The organism is Soonwooa sp. (assembly GCF_032062245.1).
Taxonomy (GTDB): domain Bacteria; phylum Bacteroidota; class Bacteroidia; order Flavobacteriales; family Weeksellaceae; genus Soonwooa.
The window spans coordinates 126,317-150,218 of record NZ_DAMBQF010000004.1 but is presented as its reverse complement, the minus strand read 5'-3'; the positions used below and the strand labels follow the sequence as shown (position 1 = coordinate 150,218).

Below are 23,902 nucleotides of genomic sequence, written 5' to 3'. Positions count from 1 at the left end.
TATTCTGTACCTTTACCGCCCAATTTTATTGAAAATGAAAAAAATCTCTCTTTTATTAGGATTAGCTGCATTTGGATTTGCATCAGCGCAGATCCCCGCAGGATATTACAATGGCACAGATGGATTATCTGGAGCTGCTCTTAAAACAAAATTAAGCGCTATTATTAGTGCTGGTTATGTTACTAAAAGTTATGACAACTTGTACAACGGTTATCCATCAACAGATACAGACAAGTATTCGATTGCTGGTTACGAAAATGACGGAACGGTGTTAGATATTTATTCTGAAAATCCAAATGGTCCAGACCCTTACAATTACATACATGGTCAAAGAAAATGCGGAAGCTATTCTGTAGAAAACAACTGTTATAATAGAGAACACATAATACCACAAAGTATTTTCGATAAAAATTCTCCAATGGTTTCTGACATGCACCACATCCGTCCCACAGATGGAAAAGTAAATGGAATGAGAAGCAACTATCCTTTTGCAAAAGTAGACTCGCCCACCTTCACTTCCAAAAACGGAACTAAAGTTGGCAATTCTAGTTCTCCAGGTTATTCAGGTTCTGCCGCTGAACCGATTAATGAATTCAAAGGAGATGTAGCGAGAATGGTCTTATACTTCGCAACAAGATACGAAGATAAGTTATCTAGCTTCAACACTAATGAAATATTATCAACTTCAAAATTCCCTGGACTACAGACTTGGGAGCTTAACACGCTTCTTCTTTGGCATCAACAAGACCCGGTTTCTCAAATAGAAATCGATCGCAACAATGCAACCTATATTTATCAAAACAATAGAAATCCTTTCATCGATAATCCAGAATTCGTTACAAGAACATGGGGATTATCTCCGTTAGCTGTTGAGGATACAGGTTTTTCTAAAAACTACAAAATCTATCCCAACCCTGCTAAATCTGGATCTTCTATTACGGTACAAGGCAGCGATCTAAAACAATATGACAAAGCTTGGATCTACAACATGGTAGGACAAAGAGTACAAGAGATTGATCAACCATTCAAAAATGGAAATACTATCCAACTTAATAACCTTCCAAAAGGAATCTATATTCTGAAAACTAGAGAATTGAATACGAAATTCATCGTAGAATAATTTCTTTTTTAAACAACATTTCGAAAGCATTCAGAGTTTTCTGGATGCTTTTTTATTTTAATATTAAACCATTATTTAACGTCTTCCATCATCTTTGCAGATTTAATAAAAATGAAAAAAAATGAATTTTAAAAATTCACAAAACCTTAGCATTCTGCCTTTTACAAATAAAAAAATATTGTTTATCTTTGATGCCCTTTCAAAAAAAATATTGGACTTGAAATGAATATAAAAGGTCAAATTGTCGAAATCCCCTCAAACTCGCCGCTTTATGGACTTCAGAAACCTGAATTCCAAAATAAAGAAGCTGAGCTTACTTGGGAAGCAGAACATCCTAAGTATTCATTATTTGACGGAATTTTAATTGGTGACCATGATGGTATCGAACATTTTAAAATCGGTCAAAGAAAAGGTGTTAATAAAATAGGTGGCGCAAAAGAATCTCTTTATGTTATCGCTATCGACAAGTCTGAAAACAGAATTTTTGCTGGTGCAGGACACAACCATCCAGGTTTATTTGCGAAAGTTTTTAAATTTTCAAAATCAGATTTAAAATGGAACAACGACGTTTTAATCGATTCACCAGTTAGTATTAAAATTGAAAATCAGTCAACTAAAAAAAATCTAGACGGAACGCTTTATCTATTTGAAGAAATTATTTTTTTAGAATTTGAAAAAGAGATTGAAAAGGCAATTTTTAATGATTCGATTAACATCGTCAACAACAATAATATTATCGCAACAATATAACAAGCTTAAAATAAGAATCGAGTTTATGAAACTAAAGCTATCTTTTTTAGCATCTATTATTACTTTTGTAGTAAATGCGCAATCGGCACCTGCTTATTATAATCAGGTTGATTTTAAAGCAACTGGTAATCAAATGAAAAGCCAGTTAGCAACAACTATCACCAGTACTCACACGACAACGATCTCTTACTCTCAACTTCAAGACCTTTTGAAAGTGAGTGACGTTGACAAAGATGTGGCTGGTAATCTGTTATTAATCTACGGATCTCAAAGTTCTGGTACACACCAAAGAAGTAGAAGCATCAACGGATCTTGGAACAGAGAGCACGTATATGCTAAATCTAAAGGTACACCTAACTTAGGAACTTCGGGTCCTGGTGCTGATGGTCACCACTTACGTCCAGCTGATGTTACATTAAATAGTACAAGAGGAAATCTTTCTTTCGATGATGGTGTGGGCACAATGGCGCAAAAGTCTAGTCGTGGAGGTTGGTATCCCGGCGACGAATGGAAAGGTGATGTTGCAAGAATCCTTATGTATATGTACGTGCGTTACAACGATAGATGTAAACCACTTAACATCACAATGGGTCCTAGCACTTACTCTTCAGACTTCCCAGATATTTTATTAAAATGGAACATCGAAGATCCAGTTTCTGCTTTCGAAGTACAACGTAACAACATCGTTGCTAACAAGCAAGGAAACAGAAACCCTTTCATCGATAATCCATATTTAGCAACAGTTATTTGGGGCGGTCCAAATGCACAAAACACTTGGCCAGATTCATTTAATGGTGCTACTTCTACCGATACACAAGCGCCGACTGTTCCTACTAATTTGGCAGCTAGCAATATTACTTCAACTGCGGCTAATTTAACTTGGACAGCTTCTACAGACAACGTTGGTGTAGCTAATTATACAGTTTTCATGAATAATGAATATGTACAAACGGCTTCTACTAACAGCATCAACATTACAGGTCTAGCGCCAGAAACAACTTACACTTTCTTTGTTAAAGCTAAAGATGCTGCTGGTAACGTATCTGCTGCTAGTAATACAATAGAAGTAACAACTACAAAATCTAACGGAAACGGCGATGGCGATGGTGGCAACACAGGAACAACTTGTGGTACCGAAACTTTCGACAACATCCCAGTTCCTAGTCAACCACCTGCATCAGCTTATTCATTAAGAGAGTGGTCGACTAATGGCATTATCTACGAAGCAACTAATGCAAGAACTGACAAACAAATCTATATCGACGGTGATACTAACAAAGCAATCAACATCAAAACTGGTGGTACTAATGCTGGAAGCCTAAAAGCAACTGGAATTACCGGAGGTATCGGAAGTCTTTCTCTTAAAACCTATTTGCCTTTCGGGACAGATAAAGCTGGAAGTCTTAGTGTTTTAGTTAATGGTCAAAAAGTAGGAACAATCGATTATTCTACAAGCAAAAAAACTTACACTATTTCTAATATTAATATTGAAGGAAATGTAGAATTAGAAATTCTTGATCAAAACCTAAGCGCAAGTAATCGCGTGTCCCTTGACAACTTATCTTGGACTTGTTATACTAAAATGGCAACAGACGAAGTGAAAAACGCTGATAACAAAATTAAAGTTTATCCTAACCCTGTTAAAAACCAAGAGATTTTTGTTGAAGGTATCAAAGCTTCAGAAAATATAGAAATCTACAACCTTAACGGTCAAAAAGTTCAAAACTTTAACCAAGTTAAAAACAAGCAAAAATTTAACTTGAACAAATTGCCAAAAGGAATGTACATTTTAAAAACTTCAACTTCTTCAATTAAATTTATTGTTGAATAATATTGAAAATAATCATACTAAAGACCGGAGATTTCTTCGGTCTTTTTTTATAACTTTACTCTATGAATCAAGCGCAGCAATTTGGACTTTTAGGAAAAAACATCTCCTACTCTTTCTCAAAAAAATATTTTGAAGAAAAATTCAAAAAATTATTCTTACAAAATCATTCGTACAACTTTTTTGATGTTCAGGATTTAAATAAAATCAGTGACTTATTTAATACATCAGAGCTAAAAGGTTTTAATGTAACTATTCCTTATAAAGAAGCGATTATTCCTTTCTTGGATGAATTAAGTGAGGAAGCCGAAAAAATTGGCGCCGTTAACTGTGTCAAAATTATTGCTGACAAAAAAATTGGTTTTAATACCGATGCTTTTGGATTTGAAAAAAGTCTTTTAATTCATAAAAAACCACATCATACCAAAGCTCTTATTTTGGGTGATGGCGGTGCTGCAAAAGCCGTTAAATTTATCCTCGAAAAACATAACATCGAGTACAAAACGGTCTCTCGAAAATCTGAATTAAATTTTGAAAACCTCACATCGGACATTGTTTCAGAACATTTTTTAATTGTACAATGTACGCCAGTTGGCACTTTTCCTAATGTTGATGACTGTATAAAATTCCCTTTCGAGGCTTTAACTAATCAACATTATATTATTGATTTGATATACAATCCGACCGAAACGTCTTTCATTAAAAACGCTAGAAAACAAGGCGCTACAACCATGAATGGCTATTATATGCTAGAACAACAAGCGGAAAAAGCTTGGTCAATTTGGACAAAATAGCTTTTAAAAATCGTTTCAAATATCAAGGATTTAATAAAAAAGCCTTAAAAGTTGGCTATTTCCATAAAAAAAAATTAATTTAGTACGATAAAAAGTTCTTATTCTAATAAAAAGTTGGGTTATGATAACAGAGACTGGAAATCCTGAAAATGAAGAAAACAAAGTATCTTTAGATGAATCTCAAAACAATTCGGAGCAAAATCATCATCACGATGACATCGATTATGAAGCAGAAATAGAAGCTTTGCCCGAAGAAAATCCGATAGAATCCTTGTCTTTGGATCAAATATTGGACGAGTTGGAGAAAATTGTCAACCTAAAAGACGCTGGCTCTCATTCGAGAAAATTCCAACAACTGCGAGATGCTGCTAATCTTCATATTCACGACGAAATTGAAGAGAAAAAACATCAATACACAGAAGAAGGTAACGACGAGACCAACTTCAGTTATCAACATCCAAAGGCGTCGCGCCTTTCTGCTTTAGTCAACATTTATAAAGAAAAAATGGATGACTTCCACAAAAAGCAAGAAGAAGAACATTCTAAAAACTTAGCAGAACGTCACGATATCATCGAAAGATTAAAAAATCTTTATACCAATACCGAAGCTGGCACTAACCTTTTCAAAGCGATTCGTGAGATTAAAGAAGCTTGGTCTAATGCTGGACAAGTTGCAAAATCAGAATTTAAAAACCTGAATAACAACTATTTCCACCATCTAAAGATGTTCAACGAGATGTTAGATCTTAACAAAGAATATCTTGAGCAAGAGTACAGCCACAATCTGGAAAAACGAAATCATATTATTGATCGCGCCAAAGAGCTTCTTAATGAGCCTTTGGTACAAAAAGCACTTAACGAGTTACAATATCTTCACAAACTTTGGAAAGAAGAAGCAGAGCCAGTTGCAGAAGAATTCCGTGAAAAAACTTGGGAAGAATTCAAAGATATTTCGCAAAAAATCCACGAAAGAAAATCTGAACTTTTTGCTAATTTAGAAAAAGATCAAGAAGCTAATCTTGCGAAGAAAACCGAGATTATCGAAGAATTAAAAAAACTTGCTTCACCAAACCAAAACGTCAACCACAATTATTGGCAAAACGCCATTAAAACTGTTGAAAATCTTCGTCTTGAATTTTTAAAAACGGGAAGTGTTCCAAAGAAAGTCTCTAATCAAACTTGGACAGATTTCAAACAAAATCTTCGTGCTTTTAACACTGCTAAAAATAGTTTTTATAAAAACTTAAAAGATTCTCAAATTAAAAATTTGGAAACGAAATTAGCTTTAATAAAAACGGCGCAAGACAATATGTTATCGGAAGATTGGGAAACTATTGTCCCGCTTTTCAAAAAACTACAAGAAGATTGGAAGCATGTTGGACATGTACCAAGATCACAAGCCAATAAAGTTTGGGACGAATTCCGTGAGGCTTGTAACACGTTTTTCAAAAACTTCCGTGACAAAAACAACGCAACAACTGACAATTGGAAAGACAATTTCAAAAATAAACGTGCACTTTTAGATCAATTAAAAACGATTTCTAACGAAGAAGGTAGCATCGAAAAAATTGAGCAAATCAAAAACCAATGGAATGCCATCGGTAAAGTTCCGAAAGATAAATTAGGCATCAATACAGAGTTTAACAAAACGTTGAGAGATAAGCTTAAACTTAACAAAATTAATGAGTTTGACTTAAATGAAGAAAATCTAACAGAAAATCAATTAACAGATAAAGCAAGAAAAATTAAAAATCAAATTTCTGATCTAGAAGCTGAAGTTGTTAAATTGGATAACAATATTTCGTTCTTTAGTAATGCGTCGCGAGAAAATCCATTATTAAAAGACACTTATCAAAAATTGGATGAAAAAAAAGAGCAATTAGAAAGTTTAAAACAAACGCTTCACAACATTATTACCAGCAACGATAACTAAAATCTAAATATCATGTTGAGAAAATTATCATTCCTTTTGATTTTCGGTTTTGCTTTTCTACAGCTAAGTGCGCAAGAAGATACAAAAATCGAAGGTCGCGATGTCGCAGATTATATTTCGGTTCCGGGACCTTTAAAAATTGGAGATTCTGAGTTTTTTCTATATTGGAGTAAAAAAAATTCGGCAACATGGTTTCAACAAAAATATTTGAGAAGTGATGATAACTATGATAATTACGAAGAATTAGTTAATATTTCTTTTTTCAACAAAGAGATTGATATCGATGACGCTGTTAAGAAAAAAGTAGACAACATCACGAAAAGAAAGACCGACCTTAATGACAATTATTCGTTCATCGATGTTATTGAAAGTCCTGATGGCACTGAGTTGATCGTAGATTATTTGGTAACTATTGTTCCAAAAGAAGATAATGGAGAAGCTTATGCAGAATATAATATTGATCGATTTCGTCCTACTAAAAACGTTGATCAAAATGGATTATTAATTTTTTCTTATTCAAAGAGATTATATGGTTCAGATTTTAGAAGTGCTTCCAAATACATCAACAAGCAACGCAACAAATTGCTAGATTATGTAATTACAGCACCCATGCCAACAATTAAAGTTCTCGCTAAGTAAGCATAAACAACCTAATAAAAATTTCAAAACACTTAACTTTGCTTAAGTGTTTTTTATTAATATGACAGACAAATTTTATCTTCAACGCTGCATACAATTAGCAGAAAAAGCGATTGGCAAAACTTACCCTAATCCCATGGTTGGTGCAGTCATCGTTCACAATGATAGAATAATCGGCGAAGGTTATCACAAAAAAGCGGGCGAAGCACATGCAGAAATCAACGCTATTAATTCTGTTAAAGACGAAGATTTTAATTTATTAAAAGAATCTACGATTTATGTTTCTTTAGAACCTTGCGCACATTTTGGAAAAACGCCACCTTGCGCTTTAAAAATTAAAGAAATTGGTTTCAAAAAAGTGGTGATTGGTATTATAGATAGTCACGATAAAGTCAGTGGAAAAGGTATCAAAATAATTGAGGATGCTGGCATTTCTGTAGAATCGGGGATTCTCGAACAAGAAAGTTTGGCGCTTAATAAAAGATTTTTCACTTTTCATCAAAAAAGAAGACCTTACATCATTCTGAAATGGGCAGAATCTTCCGATGGATTTATGGACAAAAACTTCCAACCAACCCAAATTAGTGACAGTCTTTGTAAGCAATTTGTTCATAAAATGAGAAGCGAAGAACATGCGATTTTAGTTGGAAAAAATACGGCTTTGCATGACAATCCGAGTTTGACAACGCGAGAAGTTACAGGAAGAAATCCTATCAGAATTTTAATCGATTTTAAATTGGAAGTTCCTGAAAATTTTACCATCTTCAACCAAGAAGCGGAAACAATTGTTTTTAATTCTGAAAAAAATGAAATTAAAAATAATATTCAATTTATTAAGATTGAAAAAGAAAATTTCGTTCAGAATTTAATGGAAAAATTATTCGAGCTAAATATACAATCGGTTTTGGTAGAAGGTGGATGTTTTACCTTGCAACAATTCATCAATTCTAATATTTGGGACGAAACATTTGTTTTAAAAAATCCTGATTTAAAATTACAAAACGGGACTAAAGCGCCAATTTTTAATTTTAAAACCAAAGAAAAAATAGATTTCCGTGATAACATAATGGAATATTACATTAATCCAAACAACAATTTTATATAAAAAATGTTCGAATATCAAAGTATAGAAAAAGCAGTTGAAGATGTTTTAATAAAGGAAAAAGGCAGCAAATTCATTGGATTTGCTTATCCTGTTGTTTCTGAAGAAGAAGTAAAATCTTGCCTGCAAAAACTCTACGAAGAACATCCAAAAGCAACGCATCATTGTTATGCTTTTCGATTGGGAATTTCTGGTGAAAATTATCGCGCAAATGACGACGGCGAACCAAGTGGAAGTGCTGGTTTACCAATATACAACCAACTTCTTGCGCACCAACTAACCAATATTTTGGTTGTTGTCATTCGTTATTATGGTGGAACAAAATTAGGTGTTTCGGGTTTGGTTAAAACTTATAAAGAAACTGCAAAATTTACTTTAGAATCTGCAAAAATCATCACTAAAGAATTGGAAAGCGATTTAAAATTAAATTTTAAATTCAGTCAGCAGAATGTTATTTTTTCGTTATTAAATAAAAACGGTGCGCAAATCCTCAACTTCGACGCGCAGCAAATTTGCACGATTGATGCCCGAATAAAAACGGCTCAAAAAGAAAACATCTCCAACCAATTGGCGGAGATGCTTCTAGATTTCGAAATTATCGATTTATAATATTTGTTAGTCGCGACGACCTCCAAACAGCATAGATGCCCAGTAGAGCAGCTGTCCAAGAGAGCCAATCGCAGCGACAACATAAGTTCTTGCCGCCCATTTTAGACTATCTTCTACGCCAACATATTCTTCTTCGGTTACAGTTCCAGTAGATTTTAACCACTTCATTGCGCGATTGCTTGCATCGTATTCCACTGGTAACGTCACAAATGCGAACAAAGTTGTCACTGCAAAAAGCGCTACACCGATTGCTAAAATCCAAGTGTTACCTTGCGGATTGTCAATCGTTCTAGACGCGAACATGACACCAATACCCGCCATAATTACGAATTGAGATAAGGTAGAACTAATGTTGACCATCGGCACCAATTTCGATCTTAGTTGCAACATCGAATAACCAACAGCATGTTGAACTGCATGTCCAACCTCGTGCGCTGCAACTGCCGCAGCCGCTGCATTTCTTTGCATGTATACAGCTTCCGAAAGGTTAACTGTTTTATCAGAAGGATTGTAATGATCCGTCAATTGTCCTGGCACTGAAATAACTTGTACATCGTTGATGCCATTATCTCTCAACATCTTTTCTGCCACTTCTTTTCCGGACATTCCGTTCCTTAAGTGGACTTGAGAATAGTATTGGAACTTAGATTTTAACCGATTGGATACAATCCAACTCGCTAACATCGTAAGACCAATAATTAAATAATAACCCGTCATTTTTATATATTTTTATAACTTTTACTTTGACCAAATTTGAGTAAAAAGTATGCCAAAGTATTGTAATAACTGCCATTTGCGCTTATATTTGTTTAATTTTGAAAATTATGTCACAGATCATTATAAAAAAGGTTGAAACTAAAAAGGATTTGGCAGACTTTGTCCAATTCCCGAACGATTTGTATCGCAACAACAATAATTACGTTCCGCCTTTAACCAACGACGAACTTAATATTTGGAATCCTAAAGAAAATCCTGCTTTAGAGTATGCAGATGCACAACAATTTTTAGCATTTAAAAATGATAAAATCGTTGGTCGTATTGCTGTAATGATCAATCATAAGGAAGAAAAAGATTTAGGCATTAAAAAAGTGAGATTCGGTTGGTTAGATTTTATCGATGATCAAGAGGTCTCTAAAGCTTTGATTGATGAAGCTATTAAATATGCTAAAGCCAACAACATCACGAAAATCGAAGGTCCAATGGGCATTACCAATCTCGACAAAGCAGGAATGTTGACACTTGGATTTGATAAGCTTGCAACAATGATTGGCATTTATAATGAAGCTTATTATCCAAAACACTTGGAGAATCTTGGACTTGTAAAAGAAAAAGAATGGGTAGAATTCGAAATTGTTTTCCCTGATGTTTTACCAGAAAAAGTGGTGAAATTCAATGACTTAATCAAAGAAAAATATAAACTGAAAGTTTTAGAATTTAATTCAAAAAAAGAAATTCTTCCTTTGGTAGAGCCAATGTTCAAACTTTTGGATGAAACCTACAAAGGATTGTCGACTTACACGCCGATTACAGACGAGCAAATCAAACATTATAAAGAGAAATACTTCGGTTTTATCGACAAAGATTACATTATTTGTATTGAAGATGAAAACCACAATTTAGTATCCTTCGCGATTACAATGCCTTCCTATTCTCGTGCACTTCAAAAAGCCAACGGAAAACTTTTCCCTTTTGGTTGGTGGCATCTTTTAAATGCAGGAAAGAAAAACGATCGCGCTAATTTTTATCTAATAGGTATCCATCCAGAATACCAAAGACGTGGCGTTACGGCAATTATTTTTAAAGAAATTTATGAGACTTTTAAGAAAAAAGGCGTTAAATTTTTAGAAACCAATCCAGAATTAGAAGAGAACAAAAACATCCAACTTTTGTGGCAAGATTACAATCCTATTAATCACAAAAGAAGACGCACTTATAGCAAAGAAGTCTAAAATATTGGCGAACGGTAAGTTTTATCTAAAAAGGAAAATCACAGAATAATGAAGACTCAAATTATCATATACGCAATTCTTATCATCATATTTTTAGCTTTCAACTTTATTGATCCAATTAAAGATCCGAAAACTAACACATTGATTAACATAGTTTTCGCAAGCATTCTATTCCTTTACATTGCATACATCGCATTTGTTATATTAAAAAAAATGGCCAAGAAAAAATAAGAATCCACTTATTTTTAACAATTCTAAATTAGCTTTTTTACGCCATTCTAAAAAGACTTAAAGCCTAGGTTTTTTCAATTATTCGATCTTAATTTTGTATTTTTGCAGGTGCATAAATTAGGTACAATAATGAATTTACCAGAAAATTATATTCCGATACTCATCCAAGCAGCTGTAGGCCTTGGATTTGTGATAGTTTCTTTATTAGGCGCTCACTTTTTGGGACCAAAAGTAAAAAGTGAAGTTAAAGACCAAAGTTGGGAATGTGGTGTGGAAAGTGTGGGTAATGCGAGAACGCCGTTTTCGGTGAAATATTTCCTAACTGCTATTCTATTTGTTTTATTCGATATCGAAATCGTATTCTTCTACCCTTACGCTGTTAACTTCCGCGAGTTGGGTGTTGATGGCTTTTTAGCTATAGTAACTTTTGTATCCATCTTTTTCCTTGGTTTCTTTTATGTTCTTAAAAGAGGCGCTTTGGATTGGGATAAATAATTTTTAACATTAAAAGATTTAAACCTTAAATAATTGAATTTTGTTTCAAACTTTAAAAACATTAAATCTTTAAATATTTAAATCATAAACAAAAATGTCAGATAATAAACCAGTCGTTAACATGAACAACCCTGCTCCTGCTGGTTATGAAGGAGAAGGATTTTTTGCGACAAAATTAAGTAGCGTTATTGGTCTTGCCAGAAGTTATTCGCTTTGGCCATTACCATTTGCAACATCTTGTTGCGGTATCGAATTTATGGCGACACTTAACCCTAACTATGATGCAGCAAGATTCGGGATGGAGCGTAACTCCTTCTCACCTCGTCAAGCTGATATGTTGATGGTTTGCGGAACTATTTCTAAAAAATTAGGCCCAGTTCTTAAGCAAGTTTACTCACAAATGGCAGAACCAAAATGGGTTGTAGCTGTTGGTGCTTGTGCTTCTAGTGGCGGTATTTTTGACACTTATTCTGTACTTCAAGGTATTGACAAGATTATCCCAGTGGACGTGTATGTTCCGGGATGTCCTCCAAGACCAGAACAAATTATCGAAGGTGTAATGCAAGTGCAAGAACTAGCACAAACCGAAAGTCTTAGAAGAAGAGACTTGCCAGAATACAAAGCTTTGTTAGGATCTTACGGAATTAAATAAATCAGGAAACAATGACAAACGAATTTGTATTAGAAGCTTTAACAAGAGAATTTCCTGATTCTATCCTTGCATCATCGGAGCCTTATGGCATGTTAACCATAGAGGTTAAAAAAGAAGATACTAAAAAGATGATCCATTATTTAAGAGATTCTTCTTTAGAATTTAATTTTTTAACAGATATCTGTGGTATTCATTATCCAGAAACACCAGACAAAGAAATCGGCGTTATATATCATTTACAAAATATGATGGCGAATTTCAGATTACGTCTTAAAGCTTTTATGCCAAGAGAAAATGCTGAAATAGATTCTTTAACAGAATTATTTGCAGGCGCTAACTGGATGGAGCGCGAGACTTACGATTTCTATGGTATTAACTTTAAAGGACATCCTGACCTAAGACCAATTCTTAATATGGACGATCTTGGTTATCACCCAATGTTAAAAGAATATCGACTGGAAGACGGAACAAGAACGGATAAGAACGACAGCATGTTCGGAAGATAAAAAATAATGCAAGAAGCCATAAGCAATAAGCTACCAGCTTAACGCTTAGAGCCTAAAGCCTAAAGCATTAATATTATGAAAGACAACGAATTATCAAACATACTTAACCAATACGAGTCAAAAGAGCAGATTGACGGGCAACTATACACCCTCAACCTTGGACCAACCCACCCTGCAACGCATGGTATTTTCCAAAACGTTTTAACCATGGATGGCGAGCGTATTCTTCATGCTGAACAAACAGTTGGATACATCCACAGAGCTTTTGAAAAAATCTCCGAAAGAAGAAATTTCTCGCAAATTACAACACTTACTGACCGTATGAATTACTGTTCTGCACCTATTAATAATCTAGGCTGGCACATGACAGTTGAAAAGTTAATCGGTTGCGAAGTGCCGAAACGTGTAGATTATATGCGCGTTATCTTGATGGAACTTGCAAGAATTGGTGACCACCTTATCTGTAACGGTGTTACAGGTATGGATGCCGGAGCCATTACTGGTCTAACTTATATGTTCATCGAGAGAGAGCGTATTTATGATATGTATGAGCAAATTTGTGGTGCTCGTATGACAACTAACATGGGTAGAATTGGTGGTTTCGAAAGAGACTTTTCTCCAAAATTCCATGAATTATTAAAAGATTTCCTTAAAACTTTCCCACCACGTTTCCAAGAGTTCTGTAATCTATTAGAAAGAAACAGAATCTTTATGGACAGAACCATCGGTGTTGGAGGTATTTCTGCGGAACGTGCTTTAAGCTATGGTTTCACAGGACCTAACTTAAGAGCTACAGGTGTTGACTATGATATTCGTGTAGCGCAACCTTATTCATCTTACCAAGATTTTGATTTCGATATACCAATTGGTACAGCTGGTGACACTTATGACCGCTTCATGGTACGTCAGCAAGAAGTTTGGGAATCGATTAAAATTATAAAACAAGCTTACGAAAACTTACCAGAAGGACCTTTCCATGCAGATGTTCCAGATTTCTATTTACCAGAAAAACCGGACGTTTATACCAAAATGGAAGCTTTAATCTACCATTTCAAAATCGTAATGGGAGAAACTGAAGTGCCTCGTGGTGAAGTTTATCACGCTGTAGAAGGCGGAAACGGCGAGTTGGGATTTTATTTAGTAAGCGACGGCGGAAGAAGTCCATACAGATTGCACTTCCGTAGACCTTGCTTTATTTATTATCAAGCTTACCCAGAGATGATTACAGGATCTGTAATTTCTGATGCGATTGTAACGATGTGTAGCATGAATGTGATTGCAGGCGAGCTAGACGCGTAATTTGTACGAAGTACAAAGTAAAATGTAAAAAATTTAAATATTATTAAAGTACGCTGTACATTGTACATTGTACATTTTACAAGAAATAAAAATGAGCGAAACTATAGCTTTTAAACCTGAAACTTTAGAACAGGTTAATAAAATTATCGCTAGATATCCAGAAGGTCGTCAAAAATCGGCTCTTATTCCTGTTTTGCATATTGCTCAAAAGGAATTTGGAGGTTGGTTAGACGTACCAGTTATGGATTACGTTGCACAAGTTCTTAGCATCACACCAATTGAGGTTTATGAAGTTGCGACATTCTACACAATGTTCAACATGAAGCCAGTTGGAAAATATGTTTTGGAAGTTTGTAGAACAGGACCTTGTATGGTTAGAGGTAGTGAAAAAATCCTTGATCACATTCGCACAACTTTAAATATTAAAGATGGCGAAACAACGGCTGACGGGTTGTTCACATTAAAACCAGCGGAGTGTCTTGGTGCTTGTGGTTATGCGCCAATGCTACAACTTGGTAAGTTTTATCATGAAAATTTAACCATAGAGAAAGTTGACGAAATCTTGGAGCTCTGCAGACAAGGTCAAGTTGATTTGGGTTAATAAAGTTTTAAAAGATTTGATTTTTTTTTTGAATTAAATCAAACCTAGGTAATAATATTAAAATGCAAAAAGCCGATACACCAAACTTATCGAAGTGTAAAAGCCAATTGCAATAAGCAAATAAAAATGAGTAAAAAACTTTTACTTAAAGACGCCCACGTAGAAGGCATTAGATATTTCGATGTGTATCGAAAGCAAGGTGGCTATGAGGCTGTTGAAAAAGCTTTGAAAATGACAACCGATGAAGTTTTGGAAGAGGTAAAAACTTCTGGACTTCGTGGTCGTGGTGGTGCAGGTTTCCCTACTGGTATGAAGTGGAGTTTCTTAGCGAAACCAGAAGGCGTACCAAGACACTTGGTAGTTAACGCCGATGAGTCGGAGCCTGGGACTTTCAAGGATAGATATTTGATGGAGTTCATTCCGCATCTTTTGATAGAAGGGATGATTATTTCATCTTACACTTTAGGTGCAAACACTTCTTACATCTATATCCGTGGCGAATATTCTTGGATTCCTGACATTCTAGAAGAAGCAATTGACGAAGCTAAAAAAGCTGGTTTCTTAGGTAAAAATATCTTAGGAAGTGGTTTCGATTTAGAAATATATGTTCAACGTGGTGCTGGTGCTTATATCTGTGGAGAAGAAACTGCTTTGCTAGAATCTCTTGAAGGTAAAAGAGGAAATCCTCGTCTTAAACCACCTTTCCCTGCTGTTAAAGGACTTTGGGAAAGACCAACCGTGGTTAACAATGTAGAAACAATTGCGGCAGTTGTCCCGATTATCAATATTACTGGCGCTGAATATGCCAAAATTGGTGTTGGACGCTCAACGGGAACTAAATTAATTTCGGCTTGTGGTAACATCAACAAACCAGGCGTTTACGAAATTGATATGACAATTTCTGTGGAAGAGTTTATCTATTCTGAAGATTATTGTGGTGGAATCCCGAATGGTAAAAAATTAAAAGCTTGTATTCCTGGAGGTTCTTCGGTGCCGATTTTACCAGCGAATTTACTTTTAAAAACCATAAATGGTGAACCTCGTTTGATGAACTACGAATCTCTTGCAGATGGTGGTTTCGCAACAGGAACAATGATGGGTTCTGGAGGTTTCGAAGTTTTGGATGAAGACCAATGCATTGTTGAACATACAATGACTTTGGCTAGATTCTACAATCACGAAAGCTGCGGACAATGCACACCTTGCCGCGAAGGTACAGGATGGATGTACAAAATCTTAAAGAAAATCAATTCTGGAAAAGGAACTTTAGCAGACATCGACCTACTTTGGGACATCCAAAGAAAAATTGAAGGTAACACCATTTGTCCATTAGGAGATGCAGCGGCTTGGCCAGTTGCAGCGGCAATTCGCCACTTCCGTGATGAGTTCGAATGGCACGTTAACAATCCGGAATTATGTTTAACTCAAAATTACGGCCTGGCTAATTATGCCGACCCAATTCCTGTAGTTGCAGGAAACTAAAATGAAAAAATTAATTGTAGCTGGACTTTGTGCCTTGTCAACAACTTTAGGTTTTGCACAATCGCAAACTTCCCAAGAGCATAGTTCTTTAACTAAAAAAGGAAAAATATTTTTATTCTGGGGTTGGAATACTGCAGCTTATAGTGACTCAGATATTCATTTTAAAGGAAATGGTTATGATTTTACATTGAAAAGTGTAAGCGCTCATGATAGAATTACACCATTTACTTTTAAAGATTATTTTGCGCCAGACAGTTGGACAATTCCACAGACTAATGCTAGAATTGGATATTTTGTAAAAGATAATGTTGCAGTTGTTTTAGGTCTTGACCACATGAAATATGTGATGGATCAAAACCAAACTGTTGGCTTCGAAGGTCACATTTCGGATCCGACTTATGCCAATATGATCCAGTCAGGTTCGGCTGTTAATCTTACGAATGAGCAGTTTTTAACTTTCGAACATACCGATGGACTTAACTACATCAACGTTGGTGTTGAAAAATACCAAAATATCCTTAACAAAAAAGGATTCGATGTAGAATTTGCTTACGGAGCTGGTGTTGGCGCTCTGTTTCCGAAAAGTAATGTTAAATTATTTGGAAACGAAAGAAGCGACAGATTTCATTTAGCGGGATTTGGAGCTGATGCGAGAGCGAGTTTCAATGCTATTTTTGCAAATCATATTATGTTGAGATTAGAAGGTAAAATTGGTTACATCAATATGCCAGATATCAAAACGACATTAAATAATAAGTCTGATAAAGCGTCGCAAGATTTTATGTTTGCGCAGGCTAATTTAGGAATCGGATATATTTTCGGTTTAAAAAAGAAAAATTAACAGGCTTTTGCCTTAATGATAAGCTTATAACAATAAGATAATGAGCGAAGAAATTAAAAAATTCAAAGTAACCATCGACGGACAAACAACCGAAGTTTTGCCAGGTACTTCTATTTTGGAAGCTGCTAGACAAATCGGAGGCAAATCTGTTCCGCCTGCGATGTGTTACTATAGCAAGTTGGAAACCAGTGGTGGCCGTTGCAGAACATGTTTGGTAGAAGTGTCAAAAGGTTCTGAAGCTGATCCTCGTCCAATGCCAAAATTGGTCGCTAGTTGTAGAACTGCTGTTATGGACGGTATGGAAGTTAAAAATTTAACTTCGGAAAAAGCACAAGAAGGTCGCAAAGCGGTAACCGAATTTTTATTAATCAATCACCCTTTGGACTGCCCTATTTGTGACCAAGCTGGAGAATGTCATCTTCAGGATTTGGGTTACGAGCACGGCGTTGAAGGCACTAGAACGGAGTTCGAAAGAAATACTTATGATGCTGATGATATCGGTCCTTATATTAAATTAAATATGAACCGTTGTATCCTTTGTGCAAGATGTGTCTTGGCAGCTAATCAGTTGACTGAAAAGCGCGAGCACGGTATTTTGTTCAGAGGAGATCATGCTGAGATTTCGACTTATCTTAACAAAGCTTTGGACAATGACTTTATCGGAAACGTTATCGATGTTTGTCCAGTAGGCGCTTTAACAGACAGAACGGCGCGTTTTGCAAGTAGAGTTTGGTTTACTAAACCTGTTAACGCAACTTGTAAGTGCGAAAAATGCAGTGGTAAAGCAGTGTTGTGGATGAAAGGTGACGAGATTGTACGTGTAACTGCTAGAAAAGATCAGTACGACGAAGTGCAAGATTGGATCTGTAACGAATGTCGTTTCGAAAGAAAAGATCCTAAATATTGGAGCATCGAAGGTCCTAGACATATCGACAGACATTCTGTTATCTCTCTTAACCATTACGAAAAGCCACAAGATTATTACAGACAATTGGATAATCCTGACGCTAAAGAAATTGCTAAAAAAGACGAGGAGAAAATCGAGAACAATAATTAATTTGAAAATTAGATAATTTGAGAGTTTGCCGAAGGATTTTATTCTGAATCGAATTTCAAATTTCAAATCAAAAATATGGAACTATTAACTTTTAAACTAATATTAGTCTTAGCTTTATTCTTGCTAGCACTTACGGTAGCAGCCTACTCGACTTGGGCAGAACGTAAAGTGGCAGCAATTATGCAAGACCGTATTGGACCTAACCGTGCGGGACCTTTTGGACTTTTACAACCTTTGGCAGATGGTGGAAAATTCTTCTTCAAAGAAGACTTTACACCTGCGAATGCCGAAAAATTCCTATTCGTAATTGGACCTGCCTTGGTGATGTTTATTTCATTAATTACAGGTGCGGTTATCCCTTGGGGAAAAAGCCTTAACATTGGTGGACAGTCTTTTGACCTTCAAGTTGCTAACGTGGATGTTGGTGTACTTTATCTTATCGGGATGGTATCAATCGGTGTGTACGGAATCATGATTGGAGGTTGGGCTTCTAACAACAAGTACTCTTTGATAAGTGCGGTTAGAGCGTCTTCACAAATGATTTCTTACGAATTGGCGATGGGACTTTCGTTGCTTGCAATCATTATGATGGCTGGTTCTTTAGATTTAAAAGTTATTACTGAATCTCAAACGCATGGTAAGCTTTGGGGCATAATTCCTGAAATTTCTGGGATGAACTGGAACATCTTCTACCAACCCGTTGCATTTATTATTTTCTTAATTGCAGCTTTGGCAGAAACCAACCGTCACCCATTCGACTTACCAGAATGTGAGTCTGAACTTGTAACAGGTTACTCAACAGAATATTCTTCGATGAAGTTAGGATTATTCATGTTTGGAGAATATGTTAACATGTTTATTTCTAATGCTTTAATTACCGTTTTATTCTTTGGGGGTTTCAACTATCCAGGAATAGATTGGGTTACTCAGAACTGGGGCGAAAACGTTGCTGGTATCTTGAGTGTTGTAGCATTTTTAAGTAAAACAATATTCGGTATTATCTTATTTATGTGGATAAGATGGACGTTACCGAGATTTCGATACGATCAATTGATGCATTTAGGATGGAAAACTTTAATTCCATTAGCATTGGTTAATCTATTAATAACAGGCGCATTAATCTTGTTATTCGGACATTAAAAAAGTGATAATATGATGATGTAAGATGTGCTATCAGATAGAATTTATCTTTTAACATCTAACGTCTAACATCTAATATCTATAATTAAATGAAACTAACAAACAGATCAAAAGTTGTTTCTAACAAGAAAATGAGTTTGAAGGAAAAACTGTACTTGCCTGCAATTGCACAAGGTATGGGGATTACTTTGAAACATGCTGTACGAAATCTTGTTAAAGGCGTACCATCCGTACAATATCCTGAAGAGCAAAGACCTCGCGCTATTATCTGGCGTGGACAACATGTGTTAAAACGTGATGACGAAGGTAGAGAGCGTTGTACTGCTTGTGGATTGTGTGCTGTAGCTTGTCCCGCAGAAGCGATTACAATGACAGCGGCAGAACGTACTAAAGACGAAAAACATCTTTATAGAGAAGAAAAATACGCCGAAATCTACGAAATCGATATGCTACGTTGTATCTTCTGTGGTATGTGCGAGGAAGCTTGTCCAAAGCAAGCCATCTTCCTTACAGATCGTCTTGTAGATGTTGAAATGATAAGACAAAATTTTGTCTATGGTAAAGACAAGTTAGTTGAGAAAATCGAACAACGTATCGATATTAGTGAACGTCAAAAGAAAACTTATTAAGAATGGATCAGATATTATTTTTCACAGTTGCTTTTATTGCAATTCTTAGTGCTGTGTATTTTGTATTTGCAAGAAATCCATTATACAGTGTTTTGTCTCTTATCGTAACATTTTTCAGTATTGCTGCGATGTATATTCTTCTTAATGCTCAGTTTTTAGGAATTGTACAAATCATTGTTTACGCTGGAGCTATTATGGTGCTTTTCCTTTACGTATTAATGATGTTAAACCTTAATGCGAAAGACGAAAGTAAAAAGAAAAACCTTCCAAAATTCATTGGGATTTTCACGGTTTGTATTTTGTTTATTGGGATGTTAGGCGCTTACAAAGGTCTTACTGGTAACACCACAGCAGCGGCAACAGTGGACAGAGGCGTTGGATTGACAAAAAACTTAGGAAGACTATTATTTAACGAATATGTTTTACCGTTCGAGCTAGCATCAGTCCTGATATTTGCAGGTATTGTTAGTGCGGTATTAATTGGTAAAAAAGAAATATAAAAATGGGAGAAGTTAACAGTTTTATACAATCTGTACCTAAGGAGTATTTTATTATTCTAAGTACCATTTTGTTTTGTTTAGGCGTTTTGGGCGTTCTAATTCGTAAAAATGCGATTATCATTTTGGGTTGTGTGGAGTTAATGCTTAACTCGGTCAATCTTTTGTTAGCAGCTTTTTCTGCATACAAAGGTGATGCGCATGGACAATTATTAGTATTCTTTATCATGGTTGTAGCAGCTGCCGAAGTAGCAGTTGGACTTGCAATTATCGCTATGATGTACAGAAATACTAAATCTGTAGACGTAAGTATATTTAATAAATTAAGAGGATAATTAGGAATGGAAAATTTAGTTTACGCAATTATTCTTTTACCATTAGCAGGTTTCCTCATCAATGGTTTGTTTGGAAAGAATCTTCCTAAAGCTCTTGTTGGTGGATTAGCAACTTTGGTTGTTTTTGGATCTTTCCTTATTGCTGTTAGCATTTTTATGGGAATGTCGAAAGACAGCGCACCTGTTATTGTAAAAGCATTTGAGTGGTTCACAGTTAATGGGATGCAGGTTAACTTCGGGTTCCAAGTTGATCAACTATCAATTATGATGGTGATGATTATTACAGGAATCGGGTCGTTAATTCACCTTTATTCTATTGGCTATATGAGCCATGACAAAGGTTTTTATAAGTTTTTTACATACCTAAATCTTTTCATCTTCTCGATGTTATTGTTGGTATTGGGAAGCAATTATCTTATCCTATTCATCGGATGGGAAGGTGTAGGACTTTGTTCTTACTTATTGATTGGCTTCTGGTACGACAATGTTGAATATGGTAAAGCAGCTCGTAAAGCCTTTATCATGAACCGTATTGGTGACTTAGGATTGTTGTTAGGTATTTTTGCTTTAGCACATCATCTTAACGCGATTGACTTCATGAGCGTTGCAGAAAATTCAACAGTTTTTGAATTGGACGGCAATGCGATTATCTTCATCACAATATGTTTATTCGTTGGGGCTGTTGGTAAATCTGCTCAGCTTCCGCTTTTTACTTGGTTGCCAGATGCGATGGCTGGACCGACGCCAGTTTCAGCTTTAATCCACGCTGCAACGATGGTAACTGCAGGTATTTATTTAGTAGTAAGATCAAATTTCTTATTCACGTTAGCACCGACTACACTTAATGTTATTTTGTTAATCGGTTTAGCAACATCTTTGGTTGCAGCTTTCATTGGTTTAAGACAAAACGATATCAAAAAAGTATTGGCCTACTCGACTGTTTCGCAGTTAGGTTTCATGTTTATTGCTTTGGGCGCTGGCGCATACACAACTGGAATGTTCCACGTTATGACGCATGCTTTCTTCAAAGCTTTATTATTCTTAGGTGCAGGATCTGTAATCCACGCCATGAGTGGCGAACAAGATATGCGCTTTATGGGAGGACTTAGAAAGAAAATACCAGTAACCTATTGGACATTCTTAATCGGTACTTTGGCAATTTGTGGTGTTCCGCCATTGTCAGGTATGATTTCTAAAGACGAAATTTTAGTAACGATTTATGAGAAGAGTCCTTTTCTTTGGGCATTGACGTTATTTAGTGCTGCAATGACAGCTATTTATATGTTCAGATTATTGTTCTTAACCTTCTTCGGAGATTTCCGTGGAACTGAAGAACAAAAGAAACACATCCACGAAAGTCCAGCTTCTATGACGATTCCATTAGTTGTTTTAGCGATTCTTTCAGTAGTTGGTGGTTTCATCAATCTTCCGCATTTTATTGCACATGGCGAATATCAAAATTTGGCAGCGTGGTTAAGTAAAGTTTACAAATATCCACAAGCTGCGGCTGAGATTCCGTTTAACATCGAAATGATTTTGTTAGCGCTAACCATTATTATGGTTGCTGTTATCTTCTTCGTTGTTAAAAATATCTATGTTAACAAAAAGAAAGTGGCGCTTCCAGAAGACGAATATACTGGTTGGGAAAGACTTTCTGCAAAGAAGTTGTTTATCGACGAAATATATCAAGCTTGTGTTGTAAAACCAGTTGAAGGACTTGGAAAAGCAGCGTCAATGTTCGATAGATCTGTACTTGACCCGATTGTAACTTTCATTGGACTAGGCGCAGCGGACTCTGGTAGAGCAGCCAAGAGATTGCAAAATGGTAAGGTCGAAAACTATGTTTTGATCATGTCTTTAGCAATCGGAATAATTTTAATTATTAACTTTTTATTGAAATAGTAATGTCATATTTAGCAACACTATTACTATTACCTCTTGTAGGTTCGGGATTGGTTTTTGCATGGAGAAATTCTTCTAGCAAGCATCTTGCGCTGGCAATTGCGTTTATACAAATGTTTTTAGCATTCTACATGTTATCCAATTTTGATTTTGGACCAACGGTAGATTCTAGATTACAATACGAAATCCAATATCCGTGGTTTCAGTTTATTAACAGTACACTTCATTTCGGGATAGATGGGATGAGTATGCTTTTGGTGATACTAACTAATATTTTAGTACCATTAATCATACTTTCTTCATACAACGAAAACAAGCCTTACAACAACAATTTCTATGCGTTAATCTTGTTAATGCAATTTGGATTAATTGGTGTTTTCACAGCATTGGATGGTTTGTTATTCTACATCTTCTGGGAAGTAACTTTGATTCCGATATGGCTAATCGCAGGAGTTTGGGGACAAGAAGACAAACGTATTAAATTCACAACAAAATTCTTTGTTTACACTTTTGTTGGGTCTTTATTTATGTTACTTGGTTTCATCTACATTTACAACTATTCGGCGTCGTTTGCAGTAACAGACATGTACAATGCAGCGCTTAATCTTAATCAGCAAACGGTTATATTTTGGTTTATTTTCTTTGCATTTGCAGTTAAATTACCAGTATTTCCGTTCCATACTTGGCAACCCGATACGTACACTTATTCGCCGACACAAGGTTCGATGTTGTTATCAGGTATCATGCTAAAAATGGCTGCTTATGGAGTTTTAAGATATTTATTACCGATTACACCTTTAGCAATTGGCGGAATTTCGGGAGATATTGTTGTTATTCTTGCAGTTGTTGGTGTTATCTATGGTGCATTAATCGCCATTGTCAACAACGATTCTAAAAGAATTATAGCTTACTCTTCCCTTTCTCACGTTGGGTTGATGGTTGCAGGGATTTTTGCTTCTGCAATTTTGACAGTGCGACTTGCTAATGCAGCGTCTTTGGTTATCGAAGGCGCAGAAGGTGCTTTGGTACAGACATTTGCACACGGTATCAATGTTGTAGGTTTATTCTACTGTGCTGATATTCTTTATAAAAGATTTAAAACAAGAGATATTAGACAAATGGGTGGTTTGGCAAAAATCGCACCTAAGTTTGCAATTCTTTTCATGATTATCTTACTTGGTTCTATGGCAGTGCCATTAACTAACGGATTTATCGGAGAATTTATCCTTCTTAAATCAGTTTTTGATTATAACCTAATCATGGGAGTTTTATCAGGATTAACAGTAATCTTGTGTGCCGTGTACATGTTGAGATTGTACGGAAAAGCAATGTTTGGTAAGACAGATGACATGTTATTATCAACCGCAAAAGATCTTTCGACTGCAGAGTTTTCAGTTCTTGCAAGTTTATCTGTTTTTGTAATTCTTATGGGTATTTTCCCGCAAGTTATTATCGAAATGGTGGGTAGTTCGTTGAAGTTTATCTTCTTATCAATGATAAGTTAATTTGAT

The 23,902-nt window shown here is 35.6% G+C and carries 24 protein-coding genes; 23 read left to right on the top strand and 1 reads right to left on the bottom strand.

Features of this window, described 5'->3' with window-relative positions; genetic code table 11:
• Positions 1-34: 34 nt before the first annotated feature.
• From RT037_RS04325 to RT037_RS04290, 8 genes are all read left to right on the top strand, one after another.
• Positions 35-1,120, top strand: coding sequence for an endonuclease (locus RT037_RS04325; protein ID WP_313028412.1), 1,086 nt, complete (start codon positions 35-37; stop codon positions 1,118-1,120).
• 222 nt (positions 1,121-1,342) lie between these two features.
• Entirely contained in the window at positions 1,343-1,870 is a 528-nt protein-coding gene (locus RT037_RS04320) for a tRNA methyl transferase PRC-barrel domain-containing protein (protein ID WP_313028411.1), read from the top strand.
• Between the two features lie 25 nt (positions 1,871-1,895).
• Positions 1,896-3,701 (top strand): endonuclease, encoded by a 1,806-nt coding sequence (locus tag RT037_RS04315; protein ID WP_313028409.1) that lies wholly within the window; start codon positions 1,896-1,898, stop codon positions 3,699-3,701.
• A gap of 62 nt (positions 3,702-3,763) precedes the next feature.
• Positions 3,764-4,492, top strand: a complete 729-nt coding sequence (locus RT037_RS04310; protein ID WP_313028407.1) for a shikimate dehydrogenase — start codon at positions 3,764-3,766, stop codon at positions 4,490-4,492.
• 121 nt (positions 4,493-4,613) lie between these two features.
• Complete coding sequence (locus RT037_RS04305) at positions 4,614-6,425, top strand: DUF349 domain-containing protein (RefSeq protein WP_313028405.1); 1,812 nt, start codon at positions 4,614-4,616, stop codon at positions 6,423-6,425.
• Positions 6,426-6,437: 12 nt separating this feature from the next.
• The gene (locus RT037_RS04300; protein WP_313028404.1) at positions 6,438-7,064 is read left to right on the top strand and encodes a hypothetical protein; all 627 of its coding nucleotides are present in this window, start codon (positions 6,438-6,440) and stop codon (positions 7,062-7,064) included.
• A gap of 61 nt (positions 7,065-7,125) precedes the next feature.
• Positions 7,126-8,169, top strand: coding sequence for a bifunctional diaminohydroxyphosphoribosylaminopyrimidine deaminase/5-amino-6-(5-phosphoribosylamino)uracil reductase RibD (gene ribD, locus RT037_RS04295; RefSeq protein WP_313028402.1), 1,044 nt, complete (start codon positions 7,126-7,128; stop codon positions 8,167-8,169).
• 3 nt (positions 8,170-8,172) lie between these two features.
• The gene (locus tag RT037_RS04290) at positions 8,173-8,775 is read left to right on the top strand and encodes a YigZ family protein (protein ID WP_313028401.1); all 603 of its coding nucleotides are present in this window, start codon (positions 8,173-8,175) and stop codon (positions 8,773-8,775) included.
• Between the two features lie 6 nt (positions 8,776-8,781).
• Here the strand turns inward: RT037_RS04290 and RT037_RS04285 are convergent, their stop codons facing one another.
• Positions 8,782-9,492 (bottom strand): zinc metallopeptidase, encoded by a 711-nt coding sequence (locus tag RT037_RS04285; protein ID WP_313028400.1) that lies wholly within the window; start codon positions 9,490-9,492, stop codon positions 8,782-8,784.
• Between the two features lie 107 nt (positions 9,493-9,599).
• On the opposite strand from RT037_RS04285, the gene RT037_RS04280 reads away from it, so the two are divergent.
• The 15 genes from RT037_RS04280 (at position 9,600) to RT037_RS04210 (ending at position 23,896) form a co-directional block, all read left to right on the top strand.
• A complete protein-coding gene (locus tag RT037_RS04280) occupies positions 9,600-10,724 on the top strand; it encodes a GNAT family N-acetyltransferase (protein WP_313028399.1) in 1,125 nt (374 codons plus the stop codon).
• Positions 10,725-11,084: 360 nt separating this feature from the next.
• Positions 11,085-11,450, top strand: a complete 366-nt coding sequence (locus RT037_RS04275) for an NADH-quinone oxidoreductase subunit A (RefSeq protein ID WP_313028397.1) — start codon at positions 11,085-11,087, stop codon at positions 11,448-11,450.
• Positions 11,451-11,544: 94 nt separating this feature from the next.
• On the top strand, positions 11,545-12,102 hold the full coding sequence (locus RT037_RS04270; RefSeq protein WP_313028396.1) for an NADH-quinone oxidoreductase subunit B: 558 nt from the start codon (positions 11,545-11,547) through the stop codon (positions 12,100-12,102).
• Positions 12,103-12,113: 11 nt separating this feature from the next.
• Complete coding sequence (locus RT037_RS04265) at positions 12,114-12,608, top strand: NADH-quinone oxidoreductase subunit C (RefSeq protein ID WP_313028395.1); 495 nt, start codon at positions 12,114-12,116, stop codon at positions 12,606-12,608.
• Between the two features lie 75 nt (positions 12,609-12,683).
• Positions 12,684-13,907 (top strand): NADH dehydrogenase (quinone) subunit D, encoded by a 1,224-nt coding sequence (gene nuoD, locus RT037_RS04260; RefSeq protein ID WP_313028394.1) that lies wholly within the window; start codon positions 12,684-12,686, stop codon positions 13,905-13,907.
• 91 nt (positions 13,908-13,998) lie between these two features.
• Complete coding sequence (locus RT037_RS04255) at positions 13,999-14,508, top strand: NAD(P)H-dependent oxidoreductase subunit E (protein WP_312322305.1); 510 nt, start codon at positions 13,999-14,001, stop codon at positions 14,506-14,508.
• A gap of 126 nt (positions 14,509-14,634) precedes the next feature.
• Positions 14,635-15,990 carry an NADH-quinone oxidoreductase subunit NuoF gene (nuoF, locus tag RT037_RS04250; RefSeq protein ID WP_312322396.1) on the top strand — a complete coding sequence of 452 codons (1,356 nt, stop codon included), beginning with the start codon at positions 14,635-14,637 and terminating at the stop codon, positions 15,988-15,990.
• Position 15,991: 1 nt separating this feature from the next.
• On the top strand, positions 15,992-16,831 hold the full coding sequence (locus RT037_RS04245) for a hypothetical protein (RefSeq protein WP_313028393.1): 840 nt from the start codon (positions 15,992-15,994) through the stop codon (positions 16,829-16,831).
• Positions 16,832-16,871: 40 nt separating this feature from the next.
• Positions 16,872-17,888 carry a 2Fe-2S iron-sulfur cluster-binding protein gene (locus RT037_RS04240; protein WP_312322398.1) on the top strand — a complete coding sequence of 339 codons (1,017 nt, stop codon included), beginning with the start codon at positions 16,872-16,874 and terminating at the stop codon, positions 17,886-17,888.
• Between the two features lie 75 nt (positions 17,889-17,963).
• The gene (gene nuoH / locus RT037_RS04235; protein ID WP_312322399.1) at positions 17,964-19,028 is read left to right on the top strand and encodes an NADH-quinone oxidoreductase subunit NuoH; all 1,065 of its coding nucleotides are present in this window, start codon (positions 17,964-17,966) and stop codon (positions 19,026-19,028) included.
• Positions 19,029-19,117: 89 nt separating this feature from the next.
• Positions 19,118-19,657, top strand: a complete 540-nt coding sequence (locus RT037_RS04230; RefSeq protein ID WP_079666885.1) for a NuoI/complex I 23 kDa subunit family protein — start codon at positions 19,118-19,120, stop codon at positions 19,655-19,657.
• 2 nt (positions 19,658-19,659) lie between these two features.
• Positions 19,660-20,157, top strand: coding sequence for an NADH-quinone oxidoreductase subunit J (locus RT037_RS04225; RefSeq protein ID WP_313028389.1), 498 nt, complete (start codon positions 19,660-19,662; stop codon positions 20,155-20,157).
• A gap of 2 nt (positions 20,158-20,159) precedes the next feature.
• The gene (gene nuoK, locus RT037_RS04220) at positions 20,160-20,489 is read left to right on the top strand and encodes an NADH-quinone oxidoreductase subunit NuoK (RefSeq protein WP_312322402.1); all 330 of its coding nucleotides are present in this window, start codon (positions 20,160-20,162) and stop codon (positions 20,487-20,489) included.
• Positions 20,490-20,495: 6 nt separating this feature from the next.
• Positions 20,496-22,391: an NADH-quinone oxidoreductase subunit L gene (gene nuoL / locus RT037_RS04215; protein ID WP_313028387.1), complete on the top strand. Its 1,896-nt coding sequence runs from the start codon at positions 20,496-20,498 to the stop codon at positions 22,389-22,391.
• A gap of 2 nt (positions 22,392-22,393) precedes the next feature.
• Complete coding sequence (locus tag RT037_RS04210) at positions 22,394-23,896, top strand: NADH-quinone oxidoreductase subunit M (RefSeq protein ID WP_313028385.1); 1,503 nt, start codon at positions 22,394-22,396, stop codon at positions 23,894-23,896.
• Positions 23,897-23,902 lie beyond the last annotated feature (6 nt).